At 39.8% G+C, this 25,399-nt stretch carries 23 protein-coding genes; 9 read left to right on the top strand and 14 right to left on the bottom strand.

From position 1 onward, the window contains the following. Nucleotides 1-705, top strand: coding sequence for an arsenical resistance protein ArsH (gene arsH, locus M5F03_RS08040; protein WP_249707885.1), 705 nt, complete (start codon nt 1-3; stop codon nt 703-705). A gap of 57 nt (nt 706-762) precedes the next feature. Here arsH and M5F03_RS08035 read toward each other — a convergent pair whose 3' ends face one another. The 4 genes from M5F03_RS08035 to M5F03_RS08020 form a co-directional block, all read right to left on the bottom strand. Further along, on the bottom strand, nt 763-1,281 hold the full coding sequence (locus tag M5F03_RS08035) for a GNAT family N-acetyltransferase (protein ID WP_249707878.1): 519 nt from the start codon (nt 1,279-1,281) through the stop codon (nt 763-765). Between the two features lie 91 nt (nt 1,282-1,372). Next, complete coding sequence (gene proB, locus M5F03_RS08030) at nt 1,373-2,506, bottom strand: glutamate 5-kinase (RefSeq protein WP_180004924.1); 1,134 nt, start codon at nt 2,504-2,506, stop codon at nt 1,373-1,375. A 40-nt stretch (nt 2,507-2,546) separates the two neighbouring features. After that, the gene (gene cgtA, locus M5F03_RS08025; protein WP_078190204.1) at nt 2,547-3,761 is read right to left on the bottom strand and encodes an Obg family GTPase CgtA; all 1,215 of its coding nucleotides are present in this window, start codon (nt 3,759-3,761) and stop codon (nt 2,547-2,549) included. Nucleotides 3,762-3,975: 214 nt separating this feature from the next. Next, the gene (locus M5F03_RS08020; RefSeq protein WP_249707877.1) at nt 3,976-4,350 is read right to left on the bottom strand and encodes a winged helix-turn-helix transcriptional regulator; all 375 of its coding nucleotides are present in this window, start codon (nt 4,348-4,350) and stop codon (nt 3,976-3,978) included. Between the two features lie 115 nt (nt 4,351-4,465). Here M5F03_RS08020 and M5F03_RS08015 point away from each other — a divergent pair, with 115 nt between their 5' ends. Next, nucleotides 4,466-5,320, top strand: a complete 855-nt coding sequence (locus M5F03_RS08015) for an SDR family oxidoreductase (protein WP_249707876.1) — start codon at nt 4,466-4,468, stop codon at nt 5,318-5,320. Between the two features lie 58 nt (nt 5,321-5,378). On the opposite strand, the gene M5F03_RS08010 is transcribed toward M5F03_RS08015, so the two are convergent. The 7 genes from M5F03_RS08010 to uvrB form a co-directional block, all read right to left on the bottom strand. After that, the gene (locus tag M5F03_RS08010; protein ID WP_249707875.1) at nt 5,379-6,059 is read right to left on the bottom strand and encodes a hypothetical protein; all 681 of its coding nucleotides are present in this window, start codon (nt 6,057-6,059) and stop codon (nt 5,379-5,381) included. 3 nt (nt 6,060-6,062) lie between these two features. Then, nucleotides 6,063-6,764, bottom strand: a complete 702-nt coding sequence (locus tag M5F03_RS08005) for an MFS transporter (RefSeq protein ID WP_143221649.1) — start codon at nt 6,762-6,764, stop codon at nt 6,063-6,065. Nucleotides 6,765-7,072: 308 nt separating this feature from the next. Next, nucleotides 7,073-8,530: a glyceraldehyde-3-phosphate dehydrogenase gene (locus M5F03_RS08000; RefSeq protein WP_111885541.1), complete on the bottom strand. Its 1,458-nt coding sequence runs from the start codon at nt 8,528-8,530 to the stop codon at nt 7,073-7,075. A 711-nt stretch (nt 8,531-9,241) separates the two neighbouring features. Continuing rightward, on the bottom strand, nt 9,242-10,921 hold the full coding sequence (locus tag M5F03_RS07995; RefSeq protein WP_249707873.1) for a hypothetical protein: 1,680 nt from the start codon (nt 10,919-10,921) through the stop codon (nt 9,242-9,244). Between the two features lie 218 nt (nt 10,922-11,139). After that, nucleotides 11,140-12,072, bottom strand: coding sequence for an EamA family transporter RarD (rarD, locus tag M5F03_RS07990; RefSeq protein ID WP_180127258.1), 933 nt, complete (start codon nt 12,070-12,072; stop codon nt 11,140-11,142). A 134-nt stretch (nt 12,073-12,206) separates the two neighbouring features. Beyond that, entirely contained in the window at nt 12,207-12,797 is a 591-nt protein-coding gene (locus M5F03_RS07985) for a lipocalin family protein (RefSeq protein ID WP_180060292.1), read from the bottom strand. 155 nt (nt 12,798-12,952) lie between these two features. Further along, a complete protein-coding gene (uvrB, locus tag M5F03_RS07980) occupies nt 12,953-14,974 on the bottom strand; it encodes an excinuclease ABC subunit UvrB (protein ID WP_180023439.1) in 2,022 nt (673 codons plus the stop codon). Between the two features lie 294 nt (nt 14,975-15,268). Between uvrB and M5F03_RS07975 the strand changes: the two genes are divergently transcribed. Both M5F03_RS07975 and M5F03_RS07970 read left to right on the top strand, forming a co-directional pair. After that, the gene (locus M5F03_RS07975; RefSeq protein ID WP_180022615.1) at nt 15,269-16,057 is read left to right on the top strand and encodes an A1S_2505 family phage non-structural protein; all 789 of its coding nucleotides are present in this window, start codon (nt 15,269-15,271) and stop codon (nt 16,055-16,057) included. A 197-nt stretch (nt 16,058-16,254) separates the two neighbouring features. Further along, entirely contained in the window at nt 16,255-17,712 is a 1,458-nt protein-coding gene (locus tag M5F03_RS07970; protein WP_249707938.1) for a sensor domain-containing diguanylate cyclase, read from the top strand. 61 nt (nt 17,713-17,773) lie between these two features. On the opposite strand, the gene M5F03_RS07965 is transcribed toward M5F03_RS07970, so the two are convergent. After that, complete coding sequence (locus M5F03_RS07965; protein ID WP_078190224.1) at nt 17,774-17,953, bottom strand: hypothetical protein; 180 nt, start codon at nt 17,951-17,953, stop codon at nt 17,774-17,776. A gap of 442 nt (nt 17,954-18,395) precedes the next feature. Here M5F03_RS07965 and M5F03_RS07960 point away from each other — a divergent pair, with 442 nt between their 5' ends. From M5F03_RS07960 to M5F03_RS07950, 4 genes are all read left to right on the top strand, one after another. Continuing rightward, nucleotides 18,396-19,454 carry an OmpW/AlkL family protein gene (locus tag M5F03_RS07960; RefSeq protein WP_249707872.1) on the top strand — a complete coding sequence of 353 codons (1,059 nt, stop codon included), beginning with the start codon at nt 18,396-18,398 and terminating at the stop codon, nt 19,452-19,454. 245 nt (nt 19,455-19,699) lie between these two features. After that, nucleotides 19,700-20,911 (top strand): MFS transporter, encoded by a 1,212-nt coding sequence (locus tag M5F03_RS07955; RefSeq protein ID WP_249707870.1) that lies wholly within the window; start codon nt 19,700-19,702, stop codon nt 20,909-20,911. Next, the gene (locus tag M5F03_RS16635; protein WP_257221407.1) at nt 20,904-21,038 is read left to right on the top strand and encodes a hypothetical protein; all 135 of its coding nucleotides are present in this window, start codon (nt 20,904-20,906) and stop codon (nt 21,036-21,038) included. The genes M5F03_RS07955 and M5F03_RS16635 overlap by 8 nt, the downstream gene beginning before the upstream one ends. 221 nt (nt 21,039-21,259) lie before the next feature. Beyond that, nucleotides 21,260-22,216: a TauD/TfdA dioxygenase family protein gene (locus M5F03_RS07950; protein WP_111885533.1), complete on the top strand. Its 957-nt coding sequence runs from the start codon at nt 21,260-21,262 to the stop codon at nt 22,214-22,216. Between the two features lie 106 nt (nt 22,217-22,322). Here the strand turns inward: M5F03_RS07950 and M5F03_RS07945 are convergent, their stop codons facing one another. After that, nucleotides 22,323-23,234 (bottom strand): LysR substrate-binding domain-containing protein, encoded by a 912-nt coding sequence (locus tag M5F03_RS07945; protein ID WP_249707868.1) that lies wholly within the window; start codon nt 23,232-23,234, stop codon nt 22,323-22,325. Between the two features lie 102 nt (nt 23,235-23,336). On the opposite strand from M5F03_RS07945, the gene M5F03_RS07940 reads away from it, so the two are divergent. After that, entirely contained in the window at nt 23,337-24,188 is an 852-nt protein-coding gene (locus M5F03_RS07940) for a pirin family protein (protein WP_249707866.1), read from the top strand. Nucleotides 24,189-24,282: 94 nt separating this feature from the next. Here M5F03_RS07940 and M5F03_RS07935 read toward each other — a convergent pair whose 3' ends face one another. Beyond that, nucleotides 24,283-25,266 carry an alpha/beta hydrolase gene (locus M5F03_RS07935; protein WP_249707937.1) on the bottom strand — a complete coding sequence of 328 codons (984 nt, stop codon included), beginning with the start codon at nt 25,264-25,266 and terminating at the stop codon, nt 24,283-24,285. Between the last annotated feature and the right edge of the window lie 133 nt (nt 25,267-25,399).

Raw genomic sequence — 25,399 nt, 5'->3', positions numbered from 1 at the left:
ATGAAGCTCCCCAATATTCAACTAGATCTACTTGAAACACCGCGTTTTGAACAAGTTCAAGCTAAAGCACTTGAACATCCGCCACGCATTCTGCTGCTATATGGCTCTAACCGTGAACGCTCATTTAGCCGTTTATCGGTATTGGAGGCGGGTCGAATCCTTGAACATTTTGGTGCAGAAGTCAAAATCTTTCATCCTAAAGGTCTTCCTCTGCCTGAAAATGCTGAAACATCACATCCCAAAGTTCAGGAATTACATGAATTGCTTACATGGTCAGAAGGCATGGTTTGGTGTTCGCCAGAACGACATGGTGCGATGAGCTCTATATTGAAAGCACAAATTGATTGGATTCCTTTAGCTGCAGGTGCCATTCGTGCTACTCAAGGTAAAACGCTGGCGTTAATGCAAGTCAGTGGTGGTTCGCAATCTTTTAATGCTGTTAACCAAATGCGCATCCTTGGGCGTTGGATGCGGATGATCACGATTCCAAATCAATCTTCCGTTGCGAAAGCATTTTTAGAGTTTGATGAAAATGATCGCATGAAACCTTCCTCCTATTACACTCGCATTGTCGATGTGATGGAGGAATTATATAAATTTACCCTACTCACACGTGGTCAATCTGCCTACCTCACAGATCGCTATTCTGAACGAGTTGAAAGTGCGGAAGAACTCTCTAAACGAGTTAATCAAAAGAACCTTTAATGAAAAACTCCTGCATCTGTGCAGGAGTTTTGGTCTAAAATATCCATCCGTTTCAACTTAAACTAATAATTTATAAAATAATGTCGTTGAATCTATTGTACTTGTATGGCTCAATGCAAATTGCGGAATGATCCCAGCTTTTATAAAGTTAAATTTTTCATACAGCTTTTCAGAGACATCGCCTGTACGTGTATCAAGTACGAGTAATTTCAAGTTCAAGTGTTTTGCTTGATCTTCTGCAAGTGTTAATAGTTGGTGAGCAATGCCTCGCTGACGTACCTTTGGATGCACCATAAGTTTTTCAATCTCAGCACGATGCAGCGCATTGGCTTTGGTGGCACGAACCAATTGTACTGTGCCCACAACTTCACCGCTTTGCAGCGCTACCCACAAAAAGGTTTTATGCTTTTGAATATCCTTCGCCACAGCAGACCAATATTCATCATACTGCGACTTAGATTCTTCTGCTAAAAAACCCAGTGATGCACCATCTTGCACACATTGTGCCAATAATTCGCACAGTTGAGCCTGCTCATCTTTTAGATCTTGAATGTTTAAATATTGAATTTCGCTCATCTTCTTTTCCTCTTATTTCTATTTTTATCGTTATATTCAAATGGCATGCCATAAAAAATCCCGCTCGGAAGCAGGATTTTGATCTTTCAATTTAGTAAATCGACATATGATTGCGATGGATCATTTCAAGTGATCGGGCTTCCCCTAAAACTTGATGAACTTTATCTGAGGCCAAACCTTTGACGATTTCTGCCGAACGTGAACTGAAGTTTACACGACCGACGGCAACACGATGACCTTGTGTATCGACACATTCCACCACATCACCACGTTCGAAATGCCCTTCAACCGCTTTCACACCGACAGGTAATAAACTGCGGTGATTATCACGAATGGCTTTGACTGCGCCATCATCAATTACTAAGCGACCAGCTGTTTGTAAATGTGCAGCTAACCATTGTTGATGGGCTGTGACACGGTCATTGTCGGTAATAAATAATGTACCAAGTAATTCACCGGCCATCACGCGTGACAGCACATTATCACTATCACCGCTCGCAATGACTGTTGGGCAACCGGACTTGGCTGCCAAACGTGCCGCACGAACTTTGGTCAACATACCACCACGACCGAATTTACCGCCGCCGCCAGCCATATCGAATAATGATTCATCCATTGCACGTACTGTATGGAACAGTTTGGCATCTGGATTGGAACGAGGGTCTGAGTCAAACATGCCTTCTTGGTCAGTTAAAATCACCAATAAGTCTGCATGTACCTGACCCGCCACCATAGCTGCCAAAGTATCGTTATCACCAAAGCGGATTTCGTCAGTCGACACTGTGTCATTTTCATTGATCACAGGAATCACACGCCAATCAATCAAATGCTGCAAGGCATCACAAGAGTTTAAATAACGACGACGGTCAGCCAAATCGTCATGGGTTAATAAAACTTGAGCTGTACGAATAGAACGTTGTTCTAAAACGCTTGACCAAGTATGTATTAAACCCATTTGTCCAATGGCTGCGCAAGCCTGAAGACTGGGTAGATCTGTGGGTCGGCTGTCCAGATTCATTCGAACCATACCTTCAGCCACAGCACCGGAAGACACAAGAATGATCTCGTGCCCTGCATTGTGTAGTTCTGCAATTTGTCCCGCCCAATGCGAGATTGCATCCAGATCTAACCCTTTTCCGTTTGCTGTGAGTAGTGATGATCCGATTTTAACAACGATACGTTTACAACCCTTGAGCTGACGTTGCCCATCTACCACTTCTATCATCTTGTCCTCAGACTTGTTTGCTTTGACACTTATTCAGCAATTAACGTACGTAGTACGATTCTGCCTCATCATCACCGTCTTCAAATTCATCATCAAAGTCTTCACCTTGACCTGCCAGACGTTGTTGACGACGCATTTCACGATATGCTTCTTTCGCAGCAAGCGTTTGCTCACGTGTTTCAGCTTCAAGCTGATCACGGAACGCTTTAACTTCTGCAGCATATTCAGGATCTTCAGTTTCACGTTCGCGCTGTTCTTCAATTTGATCCATCAGGTAATACACAACGTCTTTAGTACCTTCAAACGTTAAACCTGAAGTTTTGAATACAGGGCCTTTCCACTGTAACTCTTCGAGAATGTGATCACACCATTCATCACGCGTTTCAGCCGCCAATTGGTCTACTTTATTGAGTACCAATACAACAGGTAATTTTGAAAGTGTTGGGGAGAATTTTTTCAACTCTTCCAAAATTGCTTTTGCATTATACGCAGGGTCAGAACCATCAATCGGTTGAACATCTACGATGTGCAATAAAATACGTGTACGCGCCAAGTGTTTCAGGAATCGAATACCTAGACCTGCACCTTCTGCAGCCCCTTCGATTAGACCCGGAATATCCGCCATTACAAATGAACGGTGACTATCGGCATCAACCACACCTAGGTTTGGCACCATTGTGGTAAATGGATAATCTGCAACTTTTGGTTTTGCTGCTGAAACTGCACGGATAAAGGTTGATTTACCCGCATTTGGCATACCCAACAAACCAACGTCTGCGAGTACTTTTAATTCAAGACGAATTTCACGATATTCGCCTTTTGAGCCGTGTGTACATTTACGTGGAGAACGGTTGGTTGAAGATTTGAAGTGAGTATTACCCAAACCACCTTCACCACCTGCTGCCACTAACACACGCTGACCGTCAGCCACTAAGTCGCCGATGATATCGCCAGATTCTGTATCTACAATTGTTGTGCCCACTGGAACGAGCAATACGGTATCTTCACCGCCACGGCCTGAGCAGTTCGCTCCACGACCATTTTTAGCACGTTCTGCACGGAATTTACGTGTATAACGATAATCTACTAGGGTACTTGTGTCGTTGTCGGCTTGAACGTATACGTTACCGCCACGACCACCATCACCACCATCTGGACCACCAAATGGTACGAATTTTTCACGGCGAAAACTGGCTACGCCATTGCCACCGTCGCCAGCCTCTACGGTAATGACTGCTTCATCAACAAAGCGCATGTTTGCCAATCCTCTAAAAACTTTAAAACCGCTTATTCTGCCATATTTTAAAGAATTTCTCGAACAATATTATTCAGCAATACTATAAATTTCATTCATTTTGGTGCTGATGCAAATTTTTAGGAAAATCCGCACCTCGCTCGAAAATCTTTAGCTCATCATCAAAATACCTTTCATAAATGGCAAACGAATTTCACTTCCCCATTTCTGAAAGCTATTTACGTGCATTTTCCTTGACTTCAATAATTTCAGGCAAGGTTCGTTCAACCCAACCAATCAGATGCATTAACTTTTCTGCAGCCTGCGAGCCCATTAAAGTCAGTTGATATTCAACTTTGGGTGGCACGACTGGATAGACTGTCCGCAAGATAAAACCATCTTGCTCGAGCATTTTCAGCGTTTGAGCCAGCATCTTTTCGCTTACCCCTTCGATCCGCTGCTTAAGTTCACTAAAACGGTGTACCCCTTCAGTCAAACAACGCAAAACTAATACTGACCATTTATTGGTGAGATGTTCCAATATTTCTCTAGATGGACAATCTGTGGATAAAACTTGACCTAATAATTTACTTGTAGCGTATGTGTTCATTAAATCTTTCCTCAAAGTCACTAACTTACTTTTTGGTACGTACTTACATTTAGTAAGTTAACAGATTAAGATTCAACCATCAAGATCATTTATTCAACAATCAGAGGGTTTAAATATGAAAATCGCAATTACAGGTGCAACAGGTCAACTAGGCCAATTGGTCCTTCAATTCTTATTGAAAGAAACCGCGGCCGAAAACATCATCGCTTTAGTTCGCTCACCAGAAAAAGCAGCATCCCTACAAGCTCAAGGCATCGAACTTCGTCATTTTGACTATGATCAACCAGACACACTGGTTCCTGCACTACAAGGTGTCGATAAATTATTACTCATTTCTGCCAATGAAATTGGTCGGCGTACTCCACAACACAAAGCCGTAATTGATGCTGCAGTAGAAGCGAAAGTTCCATATCTTGCTTATACCAGCCTGTTACGTGCAGATACGTCACCATTGGGTTTATCTCAAGAACATCGTGAAACAGAAAGTCTGATTCAAGCTAGTGGTTTAACCTATACCTTCTTACGAAATAACTGGTATGTCGAAAACTATCTTGCCGCTGTAGGGCATGTGGTGGAAACAGGTACCTTATTTGGTGCAGCAAAGGATGGAAAAATTAATGCAGCGACACGTGCTGACTATGCTGAAGCTGCTGCAAAAGTACTTACAAGCTCTGGTCATGAAAATAAAACCTATGAACTTGCAAGCTCAGACAGTTTCACATTGGCACAGCTTGCTGAAACCCTACAGCAAGTTTCAGGTCAAAATGTTCACTATCAAAATTTAACTGCAGAAGACTACACACAAGGTTTATTACAAGCTGGCTTACCTGCTGGTCTTGTAGATGTGATCGTCGATGCCGATATCAATAGCATTGACAGTGCGATGCAAAGTGATCGCAAGGACTTGGAACAGCTACTCGGTCACCCAACCACTACTCTACACAGTGCTGTTGAAGCTGCTTTAAAATAAGATCAAACCAACAAAAAAGCCCGAATTGATTCGGGCTTTTTTTTGAGTTAAATCTAACTTATGGATGTACATTTTTTATCGGCAAATCCATATTCATATCTAAATTTGCCTTGGTATTACGCTCTGCGTTGTACATCGTGGCATTAAAGGTTGCGATTTTTCGCATGGTCATCGGGTCATTGAGTTTTAGCTGTGGTGCAAACTGATGTACCACGTGCAAATCAACTTTTTCATTAAACTCAAAATACACAGGACCATTAAAATTAATTCGAATAGGAATGTTATAGGTTCGTTTTAAGTGAAATGGGACATCCAGTTTTATTGGTATATCCATTTTTAGCGGAAACTTCGGCACAAGTTTATTTTTAATCACCAAATCTGTGGTCGCCTCAAGCGGCATCGTCTGGTTAATTTGAATATTGGTGGAATAATCAATATCCACAGAGATCGGAACCTCTACACTAAACTGCAAATCTGCCAGATATTTTCCCTTTAAGGGTAGTTGCAGCTTTCGATCTAAAGTAATCTGCGTATCCAGAGTCCCAATAGACTGCGTTTGCAAATAATTACCAACGGAAATTTTGGTGGGTAGTGAATGCGACAATTGAATATCAGCATTTTTTGCACGTACTTGCATCGACGCATAAATATTTAAATACAACCAAAATAGTACCGCAACCAATAACGCAACTGCGATAAAACTCAAAATGATGCGCTTCGCCGATTGAAATATCCACATGGCTTACTCCTGAGCTTTCGCTTCAGTTTTGGCATGCTCTCTGTTGAGTCGCATTGTTTTTAGTGGAATTACCAATTCACCCTTTTTAATTTGAACCGGCAACGTATTTTGCACATCCACTGTCGCTTTTAATGCCGTTTTAATTGGAACATTTAAATTACCTTCAATAGGAATATTGGTTTTTAAATTTGCATTTAGTGGAATATGTAGGTTTTCTTTCAGCACGGTTTTGACTGGCGCATCAAATTTTAAATGTACTTTTTGCTCCAAAGGCACATTCATATTTACTGGAATATCCAATTGTATCGGGATATCACCTTTGAGCGGCAAAGTCACATCCTGCCCCATGACTTTAACTTTCACTTTGGTATTCACAGGAAGGTTTTGATTCACTTTCAAAGTTTCACGCACTGGAATCGTGGTCTTGATTGGGACTTGATTATCAAAATACACCCGTGGCGTCAGCGTTTGAGTTAAGGGAATATTTAAATTTTCATGTATCGGAATTTCAGCATTCACCCGCCCTGTCACGTCCACATCCAAGGCATCATGAATTTTGACTTCGGCTTGTAACGGCTCTTGCAGGTCAATATTGACGTTCTGATTTTCTAGCGGGATATAAATATTAAAGTGCTTAAACACCCAAATGGCGATAAGTACACCACAGAGCGCAGCAAACACAATAAATGCCAATCCACTGAGCATGTGCTTTGCTTGCAAACTAAATTCCTTTTGCTTTTTATTTTTTACAGTCTCATTTTGAACACATTATACAAACCAGTTTGCAATTTTTTGTATTTAATTCTTTAATAATTTCATTAACTTAAAACTTGAACTTTTTAGTCAGCTTTTCATTATAAATGACTCACACTCATCTAACAGTGGCAGAAAAAACAAGAACTTTTGATACTTTTGATCAATCCATTCGTCATCTATGCCTTAAATTTTTAACCCATACTCTTTAGATAAAAAAAGAGCCTCAAATGAGGCCCTTTTTTTACAGCGTGAACTAATTAAGCATTAGTTTCAGCAGGAACTTTTGGATAGCTTACACCGCCCATTTGCTCAGCAATACGCAATACTTGGCAGCTATAACCCACTTCATTATCGTACCAAACATAAGCAGTTAAACGGTTACCAGAAGCGATTGTCGCTTGAGCGTCAAACACACCAGCAGTACGTGAACCGATAAAGTCAGACGATACAACTTCAGTTGAGTTTGTATAACCGATTTGACCTTGAAGGTTAGAGTTGATTGAAATTTGGCGAATGTATTCATTCACTTCTTCACGGTCAACATCTTGACCCAAAGTAAGGTTCAAAATTGCAAGAGATACGTTTGGAGTAGGTACACGTACTGAGTTACCAGTCAATTTACCTTGAAGAGCAGGAAGTGCTTTAGCAACAGCTTTAGCAGCACCTGTTTCAGTAATAACCATGTTCAATGTTGCAGCACGGCCACGACGGTCAGCTTTATGGTAGTTGTCGATTAAGTTCTGGTCATTCGTGAACGAGTGAACTGTTTCAACGTGACCATTGATCACTGTGTACTTGTCATTTAACACTTTAAGTGTTGGTGTGATCGCGTTTGTTGTACAGCTTGCAGCAGAGATGATTGTATCTTCATCAAGGATGTCAGCTTGGTTCACACCGTATACAACGTTCTTCATGTCACCTTTACCAGGTGCAGTTAGAATTACACGTGCAGCGCCAGCGCATTTAAGGTGCTGTGCAAGACCTTCAGAATCACGCCATTTACCTGTGTTATCGATTACAAGTGCATTGTTAATACCGTAAGCAGTGTAATCAACTTCAGATGGGTTAGACGCATAGATCACTTTGATGAAGTTACCGTTAGCAATGATTGCTTCGTTTTCTTCATCAACAGAAATCGTACCTGCGAATGGACCATGAATAGAGTCACGACGTAACAAAGACGCACGTTTTTCTAAGTCACCGTCAGATGATTTACGAACAACAATTGCTTTAAGGTTAAGACCACGACCTAGACCAGATTGGCTGATCATCAAACGTGCAAGGATACGACCGATACGACCGAAACCGTAAAGTACAACATCACGGTTTTCAACATTAGTTGCATTTCCTTCAAGTGATTTCACAGCGTCAGCAACGAATGCGTCAACATCACCGCCTTTTTCTTTGAACTCAACAGCAAGTTTGCCAAGATCAATTTCAGCAGTACCGATGTTTTCGATTTTTGCCAAAGCTTCAAGAATTGGGAAAGTGTTCACAACTGAAAGTTCAACGTCAAGTACGCGAGTACGACGATGCGCTTTAAGAATTTGGATAACCGAACGGTTAATTAAAGAACGACCGTATACTGTAGCTACGATGTTTTTTTCACGATATAACTGACCCACTAGGGCAATCATACGTTCCGCGATTTCTTCACGGTTTTTCCAGCGACCTTGGTGCTCTGCATGTAGGGCAACGATAGTGTCTTTGCTCACAGATACGTCCTCTAATTAATTGTAAATCTAAGCATAAATTTCAAAACCCCACAATTGTAATGGAAAACTGAAAATTAATGAATCTAAAAGCAGATTTCGACAAGGTTATTTTGTTATATATTCACTATCAATTTTCAAAATAATCATGATTAGTATTATGATTTTATAGCCGAAAGTTGAAAAACTGGCTTTTTCGCAGATTTTTGTCACAAAATTTCAAATGTAGTTTTATCAACCAGATCTCTGCATATTTAGCTCAAAGATGAACGAATATTTATATTTTTCAAATTGTGGTGTTTTTTTATTTTGCTCAATTTATAGTATTTTTACTGATGCTAAGCTCGTAATAATAATTTCACATTTTAAAATGATTTTTGAGACTATTCGACGGAGTCTTACATTTGAGGTTTGAATAAAGGGTTTAGCCTTCAGCTAGAGGTACTCTTACGAAACGTTGTTTCTCATTTGGCAAAATGAGAAGCATGCTTCATAAGAAAACCATCTTGCGGAGCAATGCTCCTCACCGTAAAACTCGTTCACTACCGTCAATTTATTCAAAGTATCGCAAAAACATTTTTTATTAGAAGTAACCTTGTCTTAGACAATTGCGGATAACATTACCGCGTATCGTTCTTTTATTTGGATCAAATTACGCCTCTAATGTTACTGCCTAACATTAGTTTTAAAGTCAGATCAATATTTAAAATTCTGTTAATTTTTCAGATTCTCAGCAAACTTTTCCAAATTAAAATCAAAGAAATTTACACTCAGCTCTAATATTTTCGGTAGTGCATTTAAACCATTCTCTCCAGTACTAATCGCAAAATATCTCCGATCACTAAAAGACTGCACCTTTAAGGCATTTTCACATGGCTCAAAATCGAGATTGACGAGCTGTGACGCATGTTCCTTTAGCAACATTAAAACCTGCATATAAGTTTGTCGCTTTTTTTGCTGCTGCGCTTTTAAAGCATCGGCTTCAAGGCTTTCATAATCCCCTGTTTTCGTCATGCGTTTGGAAAATCCAACATGCGCGCCATGGGTACCCGTATTTTCTACGACGGCTTCAGCAGCAAAGATTTTCTGTTGATCCTCGTTCGGCTGCAAGAGCGCTTTCAACGCCGTATGAATTTGCTGTGACTGCTGATGATGTAACTCCCAATCATCTTCATTTTGAACATGAAAAATGTGCGTACGCCGTTTCAACAAAAGCACCTGCCAAGCCTGTAGTTGAAGTCGCAGTCGCTTCAACTCCAAACTTGCCTCAAACTTAGGGCAACTACTCAAGACGTTTAGACTCGTGATGAGCTTCTGAGATATTTGCAAGCTATGGAAAAATACAAAGTCATGCTGTATCTGCTCATTCAGTTGATATTGAACAGTCTGATGCAATGGCTTCAAGATCAATGCATTGAACTGCTGCTCAAAAGCAGGTAAAACCGTCGCCAATTGTTGAGTGGCATCCTCTACATGCAGCATCAAAAGTAGATGCTTATCTACCCGTGTATGTAGTTGCTGCATTAAATTTTGTAGATCTAAATGTATAAAACCTGCAATGGATGCCAACTTTGAGACTCGAAATTTTAATTGTTCGATCTGTTGATTTTCTAAAGCAGTATTTAAATCTATGGCCACCCCATTAAAAATTTCGTCTGCTAAGGCATCATTATGCTTTGTAGATAAAAATCGAGTTGCTGAATACTGCGTCACCCAATCTAAATCAGGCGACAAAATATAAATAAACTCAGATGTTTGTACAATTTGTAAATATCGCGTTTTTTGTTCACGCTTTAAATAATATTTAAAAATCGGATGTTGCCAAACCTCAGATGATTTTGGTATAGAAGCATCAAAAACTTGCCCTAACATATGTGACTTTAAGAAAATTTCGATCAAGAAAATTTTGACTTGCTGGGCAGTGAGTTGACGTGCATCACTCGGCGCAATCAAATCCATTTTACGAATGATTTGTGCGGCATTTAAAATGAAATGCTGATGTAATACATTTTTTTCATACTGTAATTCAAAATCTTCTTCTGCATCTATTTTATTGATATAGGATAGGTTTTCTTCTAATTTTTGCGCAACTTGAATACTCATTGTCAATGTTCGAAGTTCTTCAAGCTGTGTTGCCAAATACTGTGCATGCTCACGCATGACATCATATTTTAGTACTTTCATCAGCATGCCCAAATTCATCGGTACATCGCTTTGATACGACTGTGATGAAGACTCCCAACGAATACCTTTTTGCAATAACACCTGCTGTATCTGCGGTAAGTTTGATTGATCAAGATCAGTGCACACTTCAGACACGATACTCTGCCAATGCTGATCCAGCACGGGTTGTAGCTGTAAAAGTTTTGCGCTTAGATGAAATGGGACAACCACTGACTGCTTCCTGTATCTTGGTTCTTTAATCAATCTTTTATCGATTTCAGTTTATTTTTATCTAAAATAAATATTTTTGTACACCATCATTCAATGCTGTTCTTCCTAAACAATAAATTGAATCATGTCTTGTTGTAGTTTTCTAAGTTTAAGATTTTACTAAAAAACAGCAAGCATTAATTGTAAACTGATCAATTTATCGTACCAGCATTTTCAGTTTAAGAATCGATTCGATCATTTAACGCTTTTACATTTTTTGCTAGCGCACGTTCATTTTGCTTTTGTTTAAACAGATGCAAAACACCTTCTATCACCAATAACAATACCGCACCCCAAATTGGAATATAGGTCAGCCATTCTTCGGCTTCTACTCGCTCCCCCAATGCGATGGATGCAAAAGCTAACAACACGGGTTCTAAATAACTCAACAAACCAAAAATCACAAATGGCAAATAACGACTCGCCAACATATAGCTACCTAAGCCAAGCGCACTCAGAAAACCCAGTCCTAAAACCGCCAAAATCAGATACGGGAATAACAACATCAGCGCTAAACTATCGCTATGAATAAATCCTAAATAAAAGGCTACAGGCAAAATTAAGCAAAGATCCCACCAAAAACCACCCAAATGATCGGTTTTAAAGGTACGACGTAAAAAGAAATAAATCGGATAAGCCACAGCGACATAGACAGTTTCCCACGCGATACTGCCAATACGCCAAATTTCGTGGCCGACCCCTAAAATTGCCAATGCCACGGCAGCCATCTGCCATTTAGACAGCTTTTCTTTATACAGTACACATCCAACCAGAACCATTACTAAGGGCAATAGAAAATACCCTAAAGATACTTCTAGCCCTCGGCCATTAATTGGTCCCCACAAAAACAACCAAAGCTGTGTAGTACATAAAAATGAACTAATGATTAACCAAATGAGAAAGATCGGTTGCTTGACCACACGCCAAAAAATTTCACTGACTTTGTTTAAATCTTTCATCCACCACATAAATAAGGTTAAAAATGGCAAGGTCGCCAACATGCGCCATGCAAAAGTTTGCTCGCTATCTAGAGGTTTTAAAAAGATGGTAAAGAAATACAAAATACCGAAAGTGACCGATGCCAATACAGACAATGCAACGCCTTTATACATCTTTCACTCCAGTCCAAATGACTACATAATCTTGATATTTTGCTTGATCAATCAAGCTTTTCGCATGGACATTCTAGCAAATAAAAAACCATGCACAGGCATGGTTTTTTAGCATTTGTTCAAATATTTAGGTTTTATGGTTTTACTGTTTGCTTGGTATGAATAATATCTGATAAGTCATAACCGACAGATTGAGCATAATTTAGATATTCCTGAATCACTTCCTGATCTGGATGAGCCGAACGAGAAAGAACCCACATATATTTACGACGTGGCTCACCCACCAAAACTGTTTGATAGTCTTCATCGGCTTTGAGTACCCAATAATCACCACGCCCCACAGGCAACCAACGAATGGCTTCTGGTAAGAAACTAACTTTTAATTTCGTGTTAAACGGTGCATTTTGTACAAATGCCTCGCCTATTGATTGCTTCTTGGTACCATCTTTAGATACACAGCGATTATTTACATTAATGTTGCCATTTTCATTTAGCGTGTAAACCGCAATCACATCACGGTCACAGCTTTTTTGAAAAACCATAGGCTTACGAGCTACTTCATACCACATACCTAAATAACGATCGAGCTCGACTTTTTCCACAGTCTGTAACGGTTTCGTCTGTGCATAGGCCATTGTGGCTGCACCCAAACCAATTAACACTGCTGCACCAAGTGCAATTTTTGCGAGTTTAAAACCAGCTTTCGGAAGATTCGTTGTTGTCATTTTTATGCCTCATTTCGATGCAAAACATTCGATGAAAATTAAGTAATTCTTTCTCTCGTGTTTTTACTCTAGCGGAAAAAATTGCTCTAAAAATCATTTTCTTGTCTGAATTATGTATGTCATTCAAACAATATTCCGCATCTTGTCTAACAAAATTATGAAATCATCTGTGCTTTTAAACGCAAGATTTCATCGCGTAATCGAGCGGCTTGTTCAAACTGTAATTCCTTAGACGCTTTTAGCATTTCTTTTTCCAACTTATTCATATGTTTTGCCAGAAGTTTTGGATCCGACATCAAATGACGTTCATCTGCAGTTAATGCCTTGGCCTGATCTGAAATTTTTGCATCGATTTCATCATCTGTCAGCAGTTCACCAGTATCAATATCATTAACGTTTTGGCGTACAGCACTACGTGGTGTAATGCCATGTTCAAGATTAAAGGCGATTTGTAAATTACGACGCCGATCCGTTTCATCAATGGCTTTTTGCATTGAGTCAGTCATACGATCTGCATATAAAATCGCTTTACCGTTTAAGTTACGCGCTGCACGACCAATGGTTTGAATCAAAGAACGCTCAGAACGTAAGAACCCCTCTTTGTCAGCATCTAAGATGGCGACTAAAGACACCTCTGGCATATCTAAGCCTTCGCGCAGTAAGTTAATCCCGACAATTGCATCGTATACACCTGAACGCAATTCATGAATAATTTTAGTTCGTTCAACAGTGTCAATATCAGAATGTAAATAAGCGACCTTAATACCATATTCTTTCAAATATGAAGTTAAATCTTCTGCCATACGTTTGGTTAATGTCGTAACCAATACACGCTCATTTAAGTTTTTACGATTATTAATTTCTGACAATACATCATCCACTTGCGTTAACACTGGACGAATTTCAATTTCAGGGTCGACCAAACCTGTGGGTCGAACCACTTGCTCAACGACTTGTTCAGACTTTTCCATTTCATAATGTGCAGGCGTTGCACTGACATAAATGGTCGAAGGAATAATCCGCTCCCATTCTTCAAATTTCATTGGCCGGTTATCAAGCGCACTTGGTAAACGAAAACCGTAATTGACCAAATTTTCTTTACGTGAACGGTCACCTTTATACATAGCCCCAATTTGCGGAACGGTAACGTGCGATTCATCAATGATTAATAAAGCATCATCAGGTACATAATCAAACAAAGTCGGAGGTGCTTCACCAGAAGGACGGCCAGACAAGTGGCGTGAATAGTTTTCAATACCGTTGGTATAGCCAAGCTGCTGCATCATCTCTAAATCATAACGTGTACGTTGTTCGATACGCTGTGCTTCGAGTAATTTATCATTTGCACGAAAGAATCCTAGTCGTTCTGCGAGTTCTTCACGAATCGTTCCAATTGCACGCTGTAAATTATCTTTAGGTGTTACGTAATGGCTTTTTGGGTAAATCGTAATACGTGGCACTTTACGGACCATTCTGCCCGTCAATGGATCAAACCATCGAACTGAATCAACTTCATCATCAAATAATTCTATTCGAATGGCATTTTGATCAGATTCAGCAGGAAAAATATCAATAATTTCACCACGAATACGGTATGTGCCCCGTAAAAATTCGAGTTCATTTCGGGTGTATTGCATTTCCACCAAACGACGAATGATATCATCACGGCTAATACGGTCTCCTTCCACGATATGCAGAAGCATACTCATATAAGCATTGGGATCACCCAGACCATAAATAGCTGAAACTGACGCTACGATAATTGCATCACGTCGCTCTAATAATGCCCGTGTTGCCGAAAGACGCATTTGGTCGATATGATCATTAATCGATGAATCTTTTTCAATAAAAGTATCTGAAGATGGAACATAGGCTTCGGGTTGATAATAGTCATAATAACTGACGAAGTATTCCACGGCATTATGCGGGAAGAAGGCTTTAAACTCGCCATAAAGCTGCGCAGCCAAAGTTTTATTATGCGCCATAATAATCGTTGGACGTTGCGTGCGTGCTATCACATTTGCCATGGTATAGGTTTTACCTGAACCTGTTACCCCTAAGAGCAACTGATCATGCATTCCTTTTTCAATCCCCTTCACCAATTTCTCAATCGCTTGAGGCTGATCACCTGCCGGCTGATATTGTGTTACGAGTTCAAAAGGCTGTTCCTGCATCACACTCTTCTTCAACAGTTTTATATGGCTTTATTATGAGGGCAAAGTTGCACAAAACAACGCTAAATTTATGTAAATACCAGAGGCGTGTACGGACTGTAAAATTATCATTCAACATAAACCCATAGATTTTTCTCATGTTTGAAAAATAATTCGCCTGATTTCGCATGTTTTTCTTGAGGAAACTCTTGGCTCTAAAAAAACTCAAGAATAAAGCGTTCATTTATCCCTTATTGATACTTGACCTATATAAATTTCACCTGCAACATGAACAAAAGGACGCCACAGATCAAACTTATGACTTACCAATATCATGACGAAAGTATTGTTAAAAACCTACCCGAAGATACTATTTTTGTTTTTGGCAGCAATATGGCAGGTCAACATGCTGGCGGTGCAGCGCGTACTGCCCTAGAGCATTTTGGTGCAATGAATGGTATTGGTCGTGGATGGGCTGGTCAAAGTTTTGCTATTCCAACAATGAATGAGCATTTACAACAAATGCCATTGTCTCAGATTCAACATTATGTTGATGATTTTAAAATCTATACCAAGAATCATCCGAAGACCAAATATTTCATTACTTCGATTGGCTGTGGTGTCGCTGGCTATAAAGTTGAAGAAATTGCTCCCATGTTTAAGGGGATTTCCAGAAATGTTATTTTTCCAATTTCATTCCGTCCTTTCGTTGAAAAAGCTTTACCTAAACTTACTTCGAAACTTCTACATACAATTTTTCAAGACTCGGTAATTTTTGCACCTTCGGCAGATGAATTGGTTGATGTTCTGGCCTTAACAGATAATGAAAAAAGTCTTGCGAAAATTGTGCTGAATACCCAAATGTACCCGACAGATAGCAATGGTCGTGACCGTATTTTTGAAATTGAAGATATTTTGCATGCCCTGAATGGGAAAATATTTGAGTTTCAAAGCAACTCAGAAGGCCCGATGATGTTTGGCGGCGTCATTTTAGCCCTACTTGAACTGTATAACATCAATGAAAAAGATTTCATTGATGTTTGGAAAGCTGAACGTGAAATCGCTGCACCAAGACCTGAAAATAAAGCTCGTAAAGCCAGCCGCTAAAGACTATTTTCACCTCATTTCCCCCCAAAAAAAGCCAAAGTCTACATTGGCTTTTAATCTAATGTGGATTAATGACTTTTAGCGACTTAAGTCACATTAAAAATAAAGTTTATTTTACATATCACATTATTTTAATATCATTTTTTTCGTCTTATACTACATGCTGTAATTATCATGAAGAATGACGAGCACATAAAATAGACATGCTAGATTCTCCTTTTTTTGAGCTATCCCCCATTGCCATGTGGCTTGAAGATTACAGTGAAGTCAAAAAACAATTTGATCTCTGGCGTCAGCAAGGTGTGCAGGATCTCTCCACTTTTCTTCAACAAGATGAATCACGTATTCTGCAATGTGCAAGAAAAATAAAAATCTTACAGGTCAACACAAAAACGTTAGAACTGTATCAAGCACGTGACTTTGAACATTTATGTCAAAACCTTGATTTAGTTTTTCAGGCGGAGATGTGTCAAACACACATTAGAGAGTTGGTTGCATTGTGGAATGGTGAAACGCATTTTTCCCATTCTGCCGTGAACTATACGCTCAGTGGACAACGCCTAGACATTCAACTCAAGGGCATCGTGCTACCGAGTCATGAGCAGGATTTATCAGCAGTCTTAATTACAACTGAAGATATCACGTCTTATACCGAAGCTTGCCGTTTACAAGAACAAAGTCGTCATTTAGCGGAAGCGCGTTTCCATTATTCGCCAACCTCTCTTTGGGTAGAAGATTTCAGCCGGATTAAAATAAAATTAGATCAGCTTCGCGCTTTAGGTATAGAAGATTTTGTGACATTTTTGGATGTTCACCCCGATTTTGTACAAGAGTGTATTAAGGAAATATTGATCGTTGACGTTAATCAGGCCACCCTTGATTTGTTTGGCGCTTCGGACAAAGAAATATTGCTCAAAAATGTACATAAAGTGTTTGCCAAAGAAATGCTGCAAACATTTAAAGAACAACTGATTGAACTTTGGAATGGCAATCTACATCATCAACGTGAAGCTATAAATTATGCACTTGATGGCAGTATTCGCCACGTCTTACTACAATTTACTGTATTTCCCGATTATCTTGATGATTGGAGCACCGTGCAGGTTGCATTAACCGATATTACCGCACGTAAAAAGGCTGAAAATTATCTTGAGTATTTAGGTAAACACGACGTACTGACCAAACTCTATAATCGTTCATTTTATATAGCAGAACTCAAGCGTCTTGAACGCAATCAATTACGCCCTGTTTCTTGTATTTTTATTGATTTAAATGGACTAAAAGAACTCAATGACAGTATTGGGCACGATGCTGGTGACAGTATCCTCAGACGTCTGGGCAACATTTTAAACCAACTTATTCAGCATACGCCCTATTCTGCTTCGCGCATTGGCGGTGATGAATTTGTCATACTTTTACCGGGTGCTGATGATGCAGCACTGCAAAACTGTTTACAAAGTTTGAATGAGTTGTTATTGGTCGATAACCAATTTTATTCAAATCAACCGATGAGTATATCGATTGGTTCTGCCACCAATATCTTGAATGAGCGAATGGAAGATATGCTTAAACGTGCTGATCTTGACATGTATCGTCAGAAGAAAAAGTATTATCTAAATAATGACCGTAGAATTCAGTCTGAAATACGCAATTAACATCAATCATTTGCAATAAAAAAGCCATGGTTTTAATCATGGCTTTTTTATTTAAATCTTTTTAACGCTTACCCATCGAACGACGTGTACCGCGTGGTGGCATCCAAGTACGATCAGCATAACGCTGAGGTTTTGGACGCATATCTTCAAAGATTTCATCCGAAGCATTATCTTCAGCTTTTTTAATCGGAAAAGGCAAATTGACTAAAGCCTTTTTCTTGGGAGGGTTTTGCGTACTCATACGAATAACTCAATTGAATCTGGCGCTATTGTACAAAAAAAATGGTTTTGGTGTAAAAGGCTTTGAGTGATTAGACTCGATTGGCATATAAAGACTCAATGATCAGCTATGAGTTTTATATCTATAGAGGACAACAGCACAAAAAAGTGCTTTGAATATGGTCGTTTTAAACTATTTTATTGACCTAAACAAATAAATTCACTGTCATTTATGTCAATAAATATTGAATATTTACAAATAGATAGAAGCATTTCTAAATTTCAAAAATGTTCTTTTTTTTACACAAATACCTCATTAAAACCTTCAAACAATACAAATCATCAAGAATGTTACAGGACTATTACGTTTATTCTTGTTTTCTATAACATTTTTTACGCACTAATTTTGAATAATGAGCACTTAGAAAAATTATTATCAATTTACGGACATGGAGTCCTTTCAAATGAAAAAAAGTGCATTGTGCATTGCTGCTTCTATGGCTGCCCTACCAATCATCAGTCATGCAGACTCACCATATTTTAGTTTAAAAGATGGCGATGGCTTCAAACGTTTTTCTGTCTCTGTTGGTGCTTTACATGTTATGCCACAAGGTAAAGCGCAGCCATTTCGTGTAAATACTGCCATCAATGAAGGCTATGAGGCAGAAGTTGGCGAAGTTAAATCACAAACAGTAAAAGACAATATTCGAGAAGGGTACAAAGTTCCGCCCCTACTAGAAGTTGCGCTAAATACTTTGGACACTGTTCCTGCTGCAATGAGTGGTAAAGCCACTATTTCAGGACTTGAACAATGGGACAATCCAGGGACAGGTCTTGAAGCAGACGACGTCACCACGCTTGGGATCATGACCAACTATTTCTTCACTGACAATGTATCACTAGAAATGAAAGCGGGTATTCCGCCAAAAGTTGATTTACAAGGCTCAGGGAAAATTTACGCGCCATTTTCAGCCATTGCAAAACCACTAGGCGGTGCACTGGGAAATCTTGAACTTGAAAATGATATTTTCATTACCGACTTAGGCGCACATGGTGCAGCAGCTTCTGCACGTGCATGGACTCCGGCTGCTGAAATCCAATATCACTTCGGTAAAACTGGCGTCAATAAATTCCGTCCCTATGTGGGTCTAGGCGTGATGTATGCCTACTTCAATGAATTGGAAATGAATCCACAAATTGAGAAAGATTTGATTGCCGCAGGTCACATGATTGCCAACATTAAAGAAGGTAATGCAGGCGCCTCTTTGGAAGGAAAACCAAGTAAGGCAAATCCCAAAGTTGATTTAGAGGCAACTGATGTATTTGCTCCGGTTGCGACGGTGGGCTTCACATATGATTTCAATGATAAATGGTTTGCTGTTGGTTCTGTCAGCTATGCACACCTTCAAAATGAAACCACCATTACCGTTACAGATGCGACACACGGCGAACTGATCAAATCTAAAGCGGATATTGAAGTAAACCCGATCCTTGCATATGCAGGTATCGGTATGCGTTTCTAATTAATAACCTGAATATAAAAAAAGACGGCCACAGCCGTCTTTTTTATTAGGCTATATATGGTCTTTTATTTTGAATTATCTCTTCAATCTCTTTTAAACACTTTTGAATTTCGGCTGTGTCATTTTTCTTTATTCATCCATAGTTACCTATAAAAAAAATTTATTGTTTGGTGAATTAAATTTAATCGCAACTCTGCGTTTATTCGAATACCATTGGATTAAATTTAAAGAATGTAGCCTGCTGTATGTCTGATACTCGTTTCTCAAAGCCCCTGATTTACATGCTCATTGGCAGTGCTATTATTTTGGCATTGTCTTTAGGGGTGCGTCATGCATTTGGCCTCTATCTCGTGCCGATGAGTGATGAATTTGGTTGGGGACATAACGTTTTTAGCCTCGCCATTGCCATGCAAAACTTAATTTGGGGTGCTGTACAGCCAATTACTGGGGCTTTTGCAGATAAATATGGCAGTAAGATCGTGGTCGCCGTCGGGGGTGCATTATATGCCCTAGGGCTATTACTCATGGCCATCAGCTCTACCGGTTTACTGCTTAATTTAAGCGCAGGTTTAATCCTGGGTTTGGCTCTCTCAGCCACATCATTTCCAGTATTACTTTCTGCCGTAGGACGTGCAGCGCATCCAGACAAACGTAGTTTAGCCATGGGTATTGCCAGTGCCGCAGGTTCTTTTGGTCAGTTCATTATGCTGCCCTCTACGTTACTGCTACTGCAAAAATTGGGTTGGTCTTCAGCTTTGGTGGTCAGCGCCATTTTAATTGCGCTTATTATTCCTTTAGCTTGGATGCTAAAAGCACCAATGTATGTTGCACCAAATGCAACTAATACGCATGAAGCCTCTCTGACTTTTAAACAAATTTTGCAATTGGCTTGGGAGCATAAACCCTTTTGGTTTCTAGCACTCGGTTTTTTTGTCTGTGGCTTCCAAGTGGTGTTTATTGGCATCCATCTTCCGGGATATTTAATCGATCATGGCTTTAATGCCACTACGGGCACTATTTTCCTAGCGCTCGTTGGACTGTTTAATATTGTCGGCACCTACACAGCAGGTTGGCTTGGTGGCAAATATTCCAAACCAAAGCTGTTAATGGGACTTTATGGTTTACGTGGCATTGCCATTATTGCCTTTCTTTTGCTGCCTTTAAGCACATGGACAATCTATGCTTTTGGCGTCATTATGGGTCTATTATGGCTTTCTACCGTACCACTCACCAACGGTATTGTGGCCAATATGTTTGGCGTTAAATATCTCAGTATGCTCAGTGGTATCGTGTTCTTTACTCACCAAGTCGGTTCATTTTTTGGTGGCTGGTTGGGTGGTGTGAACCACGATATGACTGGTAACTATAATGCCATTTGGATTTTTTCGATTGTCCTGAGTATTTTTGGGGTATTGGTACATTTCATGGTTAATGAGGAAAGTGTCATTCATGACTAATTCAACATTATGGTTCCGACTCAGTATTGCTATCAGTATTCTGGCCTTGTTAGCCTTATCCATCGGCTTATGGAGCCAAACACCTGAATTATTTGAATACTTTAACCAAGCGTTTTGTGCGCATTAAAAACGTATTGAAATCTTAATTCCGACCCAAACTGCTGTTTTATCAACACTACAACAGCAGTTTTTTAGCTATTTTCTACACGATTCAATAAAAGCTGCATTTTCAGCATATTAGTATTAATAATAAGTTTTTTCATAAACTTAGCTTATTTTTTAATTTTCCAACCTGTGCTTTCTTCCATAGATTAAGTCTCAATAAAGAACAATTTGAGAACTTATGAAATGACCGCATTGACTCAACTTTCACAAGCCATCCATGATGCTCCACGTTGGCATCAAGCAGAACAATTTCAAGATGGCAATGAAATTCGTATTGAAGTGCAACATGACCAAGCTTTGGGGGCTGTGGTTTATGGTTTAGATGCGCGTAAAGCACAGTCTGGGGAAACCATCTACCGTTTAAAACAAGCGTTGGCAGAACACTTGATTTTAATTTTTAAACATCAAAGTCTAGATGATTTACAGTATCTCGCGTTTGCAAGTTACTTCGGTTCAATCTTCCGTCCCGGTGCAGATATTCCTGTGCTGGCGTCACAAGATGATACCGGTACACCACCAGACGTCGTACCTGTTTCAAATGCAGTGGGCAAAGGTGACTATACTGGACATGGTGAATTGGCTGCGCATGCAGACCATCAGTGGACTCCGCTGCCATCTTTTGGTTCATTACTCTATGCCATTGAACTGCCACAAGACGGTGGACAAACCTCATGGTATAACACCATTAAGGCCTATGAAGCTTTAGATGAAGCGACACAAAAACATTTAGACCAACTTCAACTCATTACCTACAACCCATTTGTCCGTGCCAAAAATAATAAAGGCACAACGGGATATGGCGCTACACCGCTATACCGTTTCAAAGACCAACCGATTGTTGGGCATGCCTATCCACATCCGCTTGTACGTACCCATCCAGAAAGTGGCCGTAAAGGGCTGTGGTTAAATGAACGATCTGAAGTGGAATTGGTTCATTATGATGATCAGTCAGGCAGTGAATTGATTGCATCTTTACGTGAACATTTATTGAAACCTGAGTTTCGATATGAACATCAATGGGAAGAAGGTGACATTGTATTTTGGGATAACCAAGCCACTTTACACTCACGCCGCCCTTTCCCTTCAGACCAACGCCGCTTATTAAAGCGAATTAGTCTAGCAGGAGGACGACCATACTAATGTTGAACTTCATGCCAACAATAAAAATAAATAACCCTGTAAAATCCGTGTTTGAGCAATAACTCCAAATAATTAAAATTTTAAAACAATAAGAACACTGCTCAAATTACGGATGATCTATATCTAATGCCTTAAAACCTGAAATTAAATGATCTAACATCGCACGCACACCCGGCAGCATGCCTTGTCGTGTCGCGTATGCAACATGGATGACCCCTTGCGGCAATTGCCATTCAGGAAACAGTTCAATTAACTCACCACTTTTTAAAGCATCACGTACAAACACTTTGGGCAAAGAAGCGATTCCCACGCCAGAAAGAGCAGCAGAAATCATGGCCCTAAAACTGTCAGTTCTTAAGCGTGGATGAAATTCAATTTGTTGGGTTTCACTTTTTTCACGATGTCGGAAATCCCAAAAATGTTTAGGCCGATCAAAACCAATACACGGAAAATTTTGAATCTCAGCCAATTGCTGTGGTATTTCACGCTCGAAGAAAAGTTGTGGCGATGCCACCAAAACATGATCCCAAGCATCTAAATCTCGAACGATCAAATCACTATCCATTAAAGGCATATTACGCACACGAATGGCTAAATCTACGCCTTCCTCAATCACATCAATCCGATGATTGGTCGCCATCAGATGCACACTGATGTCTGGATATTGCTGCATAAAATCAGTGACCATTTTGGCAACAGGCATTTCCACCAAAGCCACAGGACAAGAGATTTTAATTTGGCCACAGAGTTGGTCATTCAACGTACTAAGCACAAAGTTTTCCGTTTCGCTGACTTCCTCTAAAATTTTTAAGCAATGCAAATAGAACTGTTGTCCTATTTCAGTTACTGTAAATTTACGCGTATTACGCTGAATCAGACGCACCCCCAAACGGGTCTCTAATTCTGTGATACGGCGTGATAGCTTAGATTTTGTAATACCCAATGCTTCACTGGCTTTGGTATAACCTTGGTATTTCACCACTTGCACGAAATAGTAATAGTCATTTAAATTTTGCATGATTGTTTCATTTTTAGAATAATCTGTTGAGTTTTTCGCCCTGTCATTCCCTCACTATACCTCAATAATAAATCTCAGAAGCAATAAATTGAGGGCTGAATTATGAATTCAATCAAACGTGTTTATCATAGTGATCGTAGGACTTGGGTGGGCGATGGCTTCCCAACAAACTCTATGCTCCCTATGCAAGAAATGGGCAATCAAACCAGTCCTTTCCTCGTTATGGGCTATACCGGCCAATATCATTTCTCTCCAAGTCATCATCAACGTGGTGTTGGGTCGCATCCACATCGTGGCTTTGAAACAGTAACCATTGTTTATGAAGGAGAATTGGAGCATTTTGACTCTAAAGGAAATCACGGCAGCATTGCCAAAGACGAAGTGCAATGGATGACTGCGGGTCGAGGCATTATGCATGAAGAACATCATTCTAAAGATTTTACCAAAACAGGCGGAAATTTAGACATGGTACAACTTTGGGTCAATTTACCTCGTCATGCCAAAATGACTGAACCTCGCTATCAAGAACTGACAACAGCCAATATTGCTGAAGTAAAGCTTGCACAAAATGCAGGCGTGGTACGCGTCATTGCTGGCCAATTTGAAGATACATTGGGCGCCGCTGAAACCTTTAGCCCGATGAATGTATTGGATGTGCGCTTGAATGCAAATGCTGAACAGGAATTTTCATTCAACCCACAGTGGAATAACATGATTTTTGTATTAAGTGGGGCGATCGAAATTGAAGGTCAACGCTTTGATGCGAAACAGACTTTATATGTCAGTGACCAAGTATCGTCCTTGAAACTTAAATCTTTTGAAGCAACCAAACTGCTTATTTTAAGTGGCGAAGCTTTAAATGAACCGATTGCGGCACATGGACCATTCGTCATGAATACTGAAGATGAAATACGTCAGGCATTTTATGATTTTCAACATGGTCATTTTGCTTAAATATTTCCACGATAAAGTCCCAATAAAAAAACCGCCTTCTGGCGGTTTTTTTATATCTATGTTGGTATGAATTACGCATCACGCTTTCAACAGATTATTGCGTGACTTTTTGATAAAACGCATCTATTGCATTGACCATTTGCTCAAGTCCCGGCTGTTCCAAAGGATAATGTCCTGCATTTTTCAACAGCACGACATCGACTGGAACTTGGTGAATCCGTGCTAAAAATGGCTGACTTAAAGCCAAAGGCGTCCAGCGGTCTTGTTCAGGCTGCGTTAGTAAAATTGGGCAGACATCAAACTGCTCCGGTGGCGTGTCATTTTTATAATATAAATACGAATCTAGAAATTTAACCGATACACTATTCCCAGCTGACGTTTTATCTTTTAAAAAGACCTGCAATGCTGCGTCATTATTCACCAAACGATGCATTTTACTTACCCAACGCATCGGCATTGGCAATGCTGAAAATGGTGTATATGCCGTCACATGAGCCATTGGACTGGCCACGCGACTCATAAATTTATTTAAAGAGACTTGATCACGCACGATTTTATTTGAAGTGTCTAAAAAGGTCATACCGACGATGCCTTTCACCTTTTTATTTTTTGCCGCCACGTGATAGGTCAACATACCACCTGCACTAAGCCCATACAAAACGATAGGACGATGATCTTTTTGTAGCTCGGCTTCAATGAGGTCATTACCTGCTTGAACCCAATCATCATAACGAATTTTTGAGCCCTTTTTGACTTGGGTGAGGCCATAACCGGGCATATCTATAGCGATCGTTTCATAGCCACGCTGTGCCAAAGGATGACCCAAAATCATCGACATTTGTCGACCATTTGTTCCTACACCATGAAACAGAATCACCTTCACTTTTGCATGTGGATTTCGATAAGTATCTAAGTGAACAGTATGACCCTGCCAACTCCACCACTCTTCTTTGGGTCGCTGCGTTTCTGTTAAATGGTATTCTTTGGGTAGATAGTGCTGAATGCCCTGCCAACTGTTTTGATCTGTATAACTTGCTAATGGTTGTGTAGCAGGTAGCTGATCATCTGCAAATACCATGATTGAAAGTAACGATGCAATGCCACTCATCAACCACTTCAAGAAAGCGCTCAAAATTTCTGATAAGGTGTATGATTTTGGAGAAGTCATTTTTAGACAATTTTTTATGTGTATGTGCTGATGCTAATCAGCG

Origin of the sequence: Acinetobacter amyesii, assembly GCF_023499985.1 — a bacterium.
In the GTDB taxonomy this organism is placed as follows: domain Bacteria; phylum Pseudomonadota; class Gammaproteobacteria; order Pseudomonadales; family Moraxellaceae; genus Acinetobacter; species Acinetobacter amyesii.
Note: the sequence above shows the minus strand (reverse complement) of the source record. Positions and strands in the feature narration are given on the sequence as shown.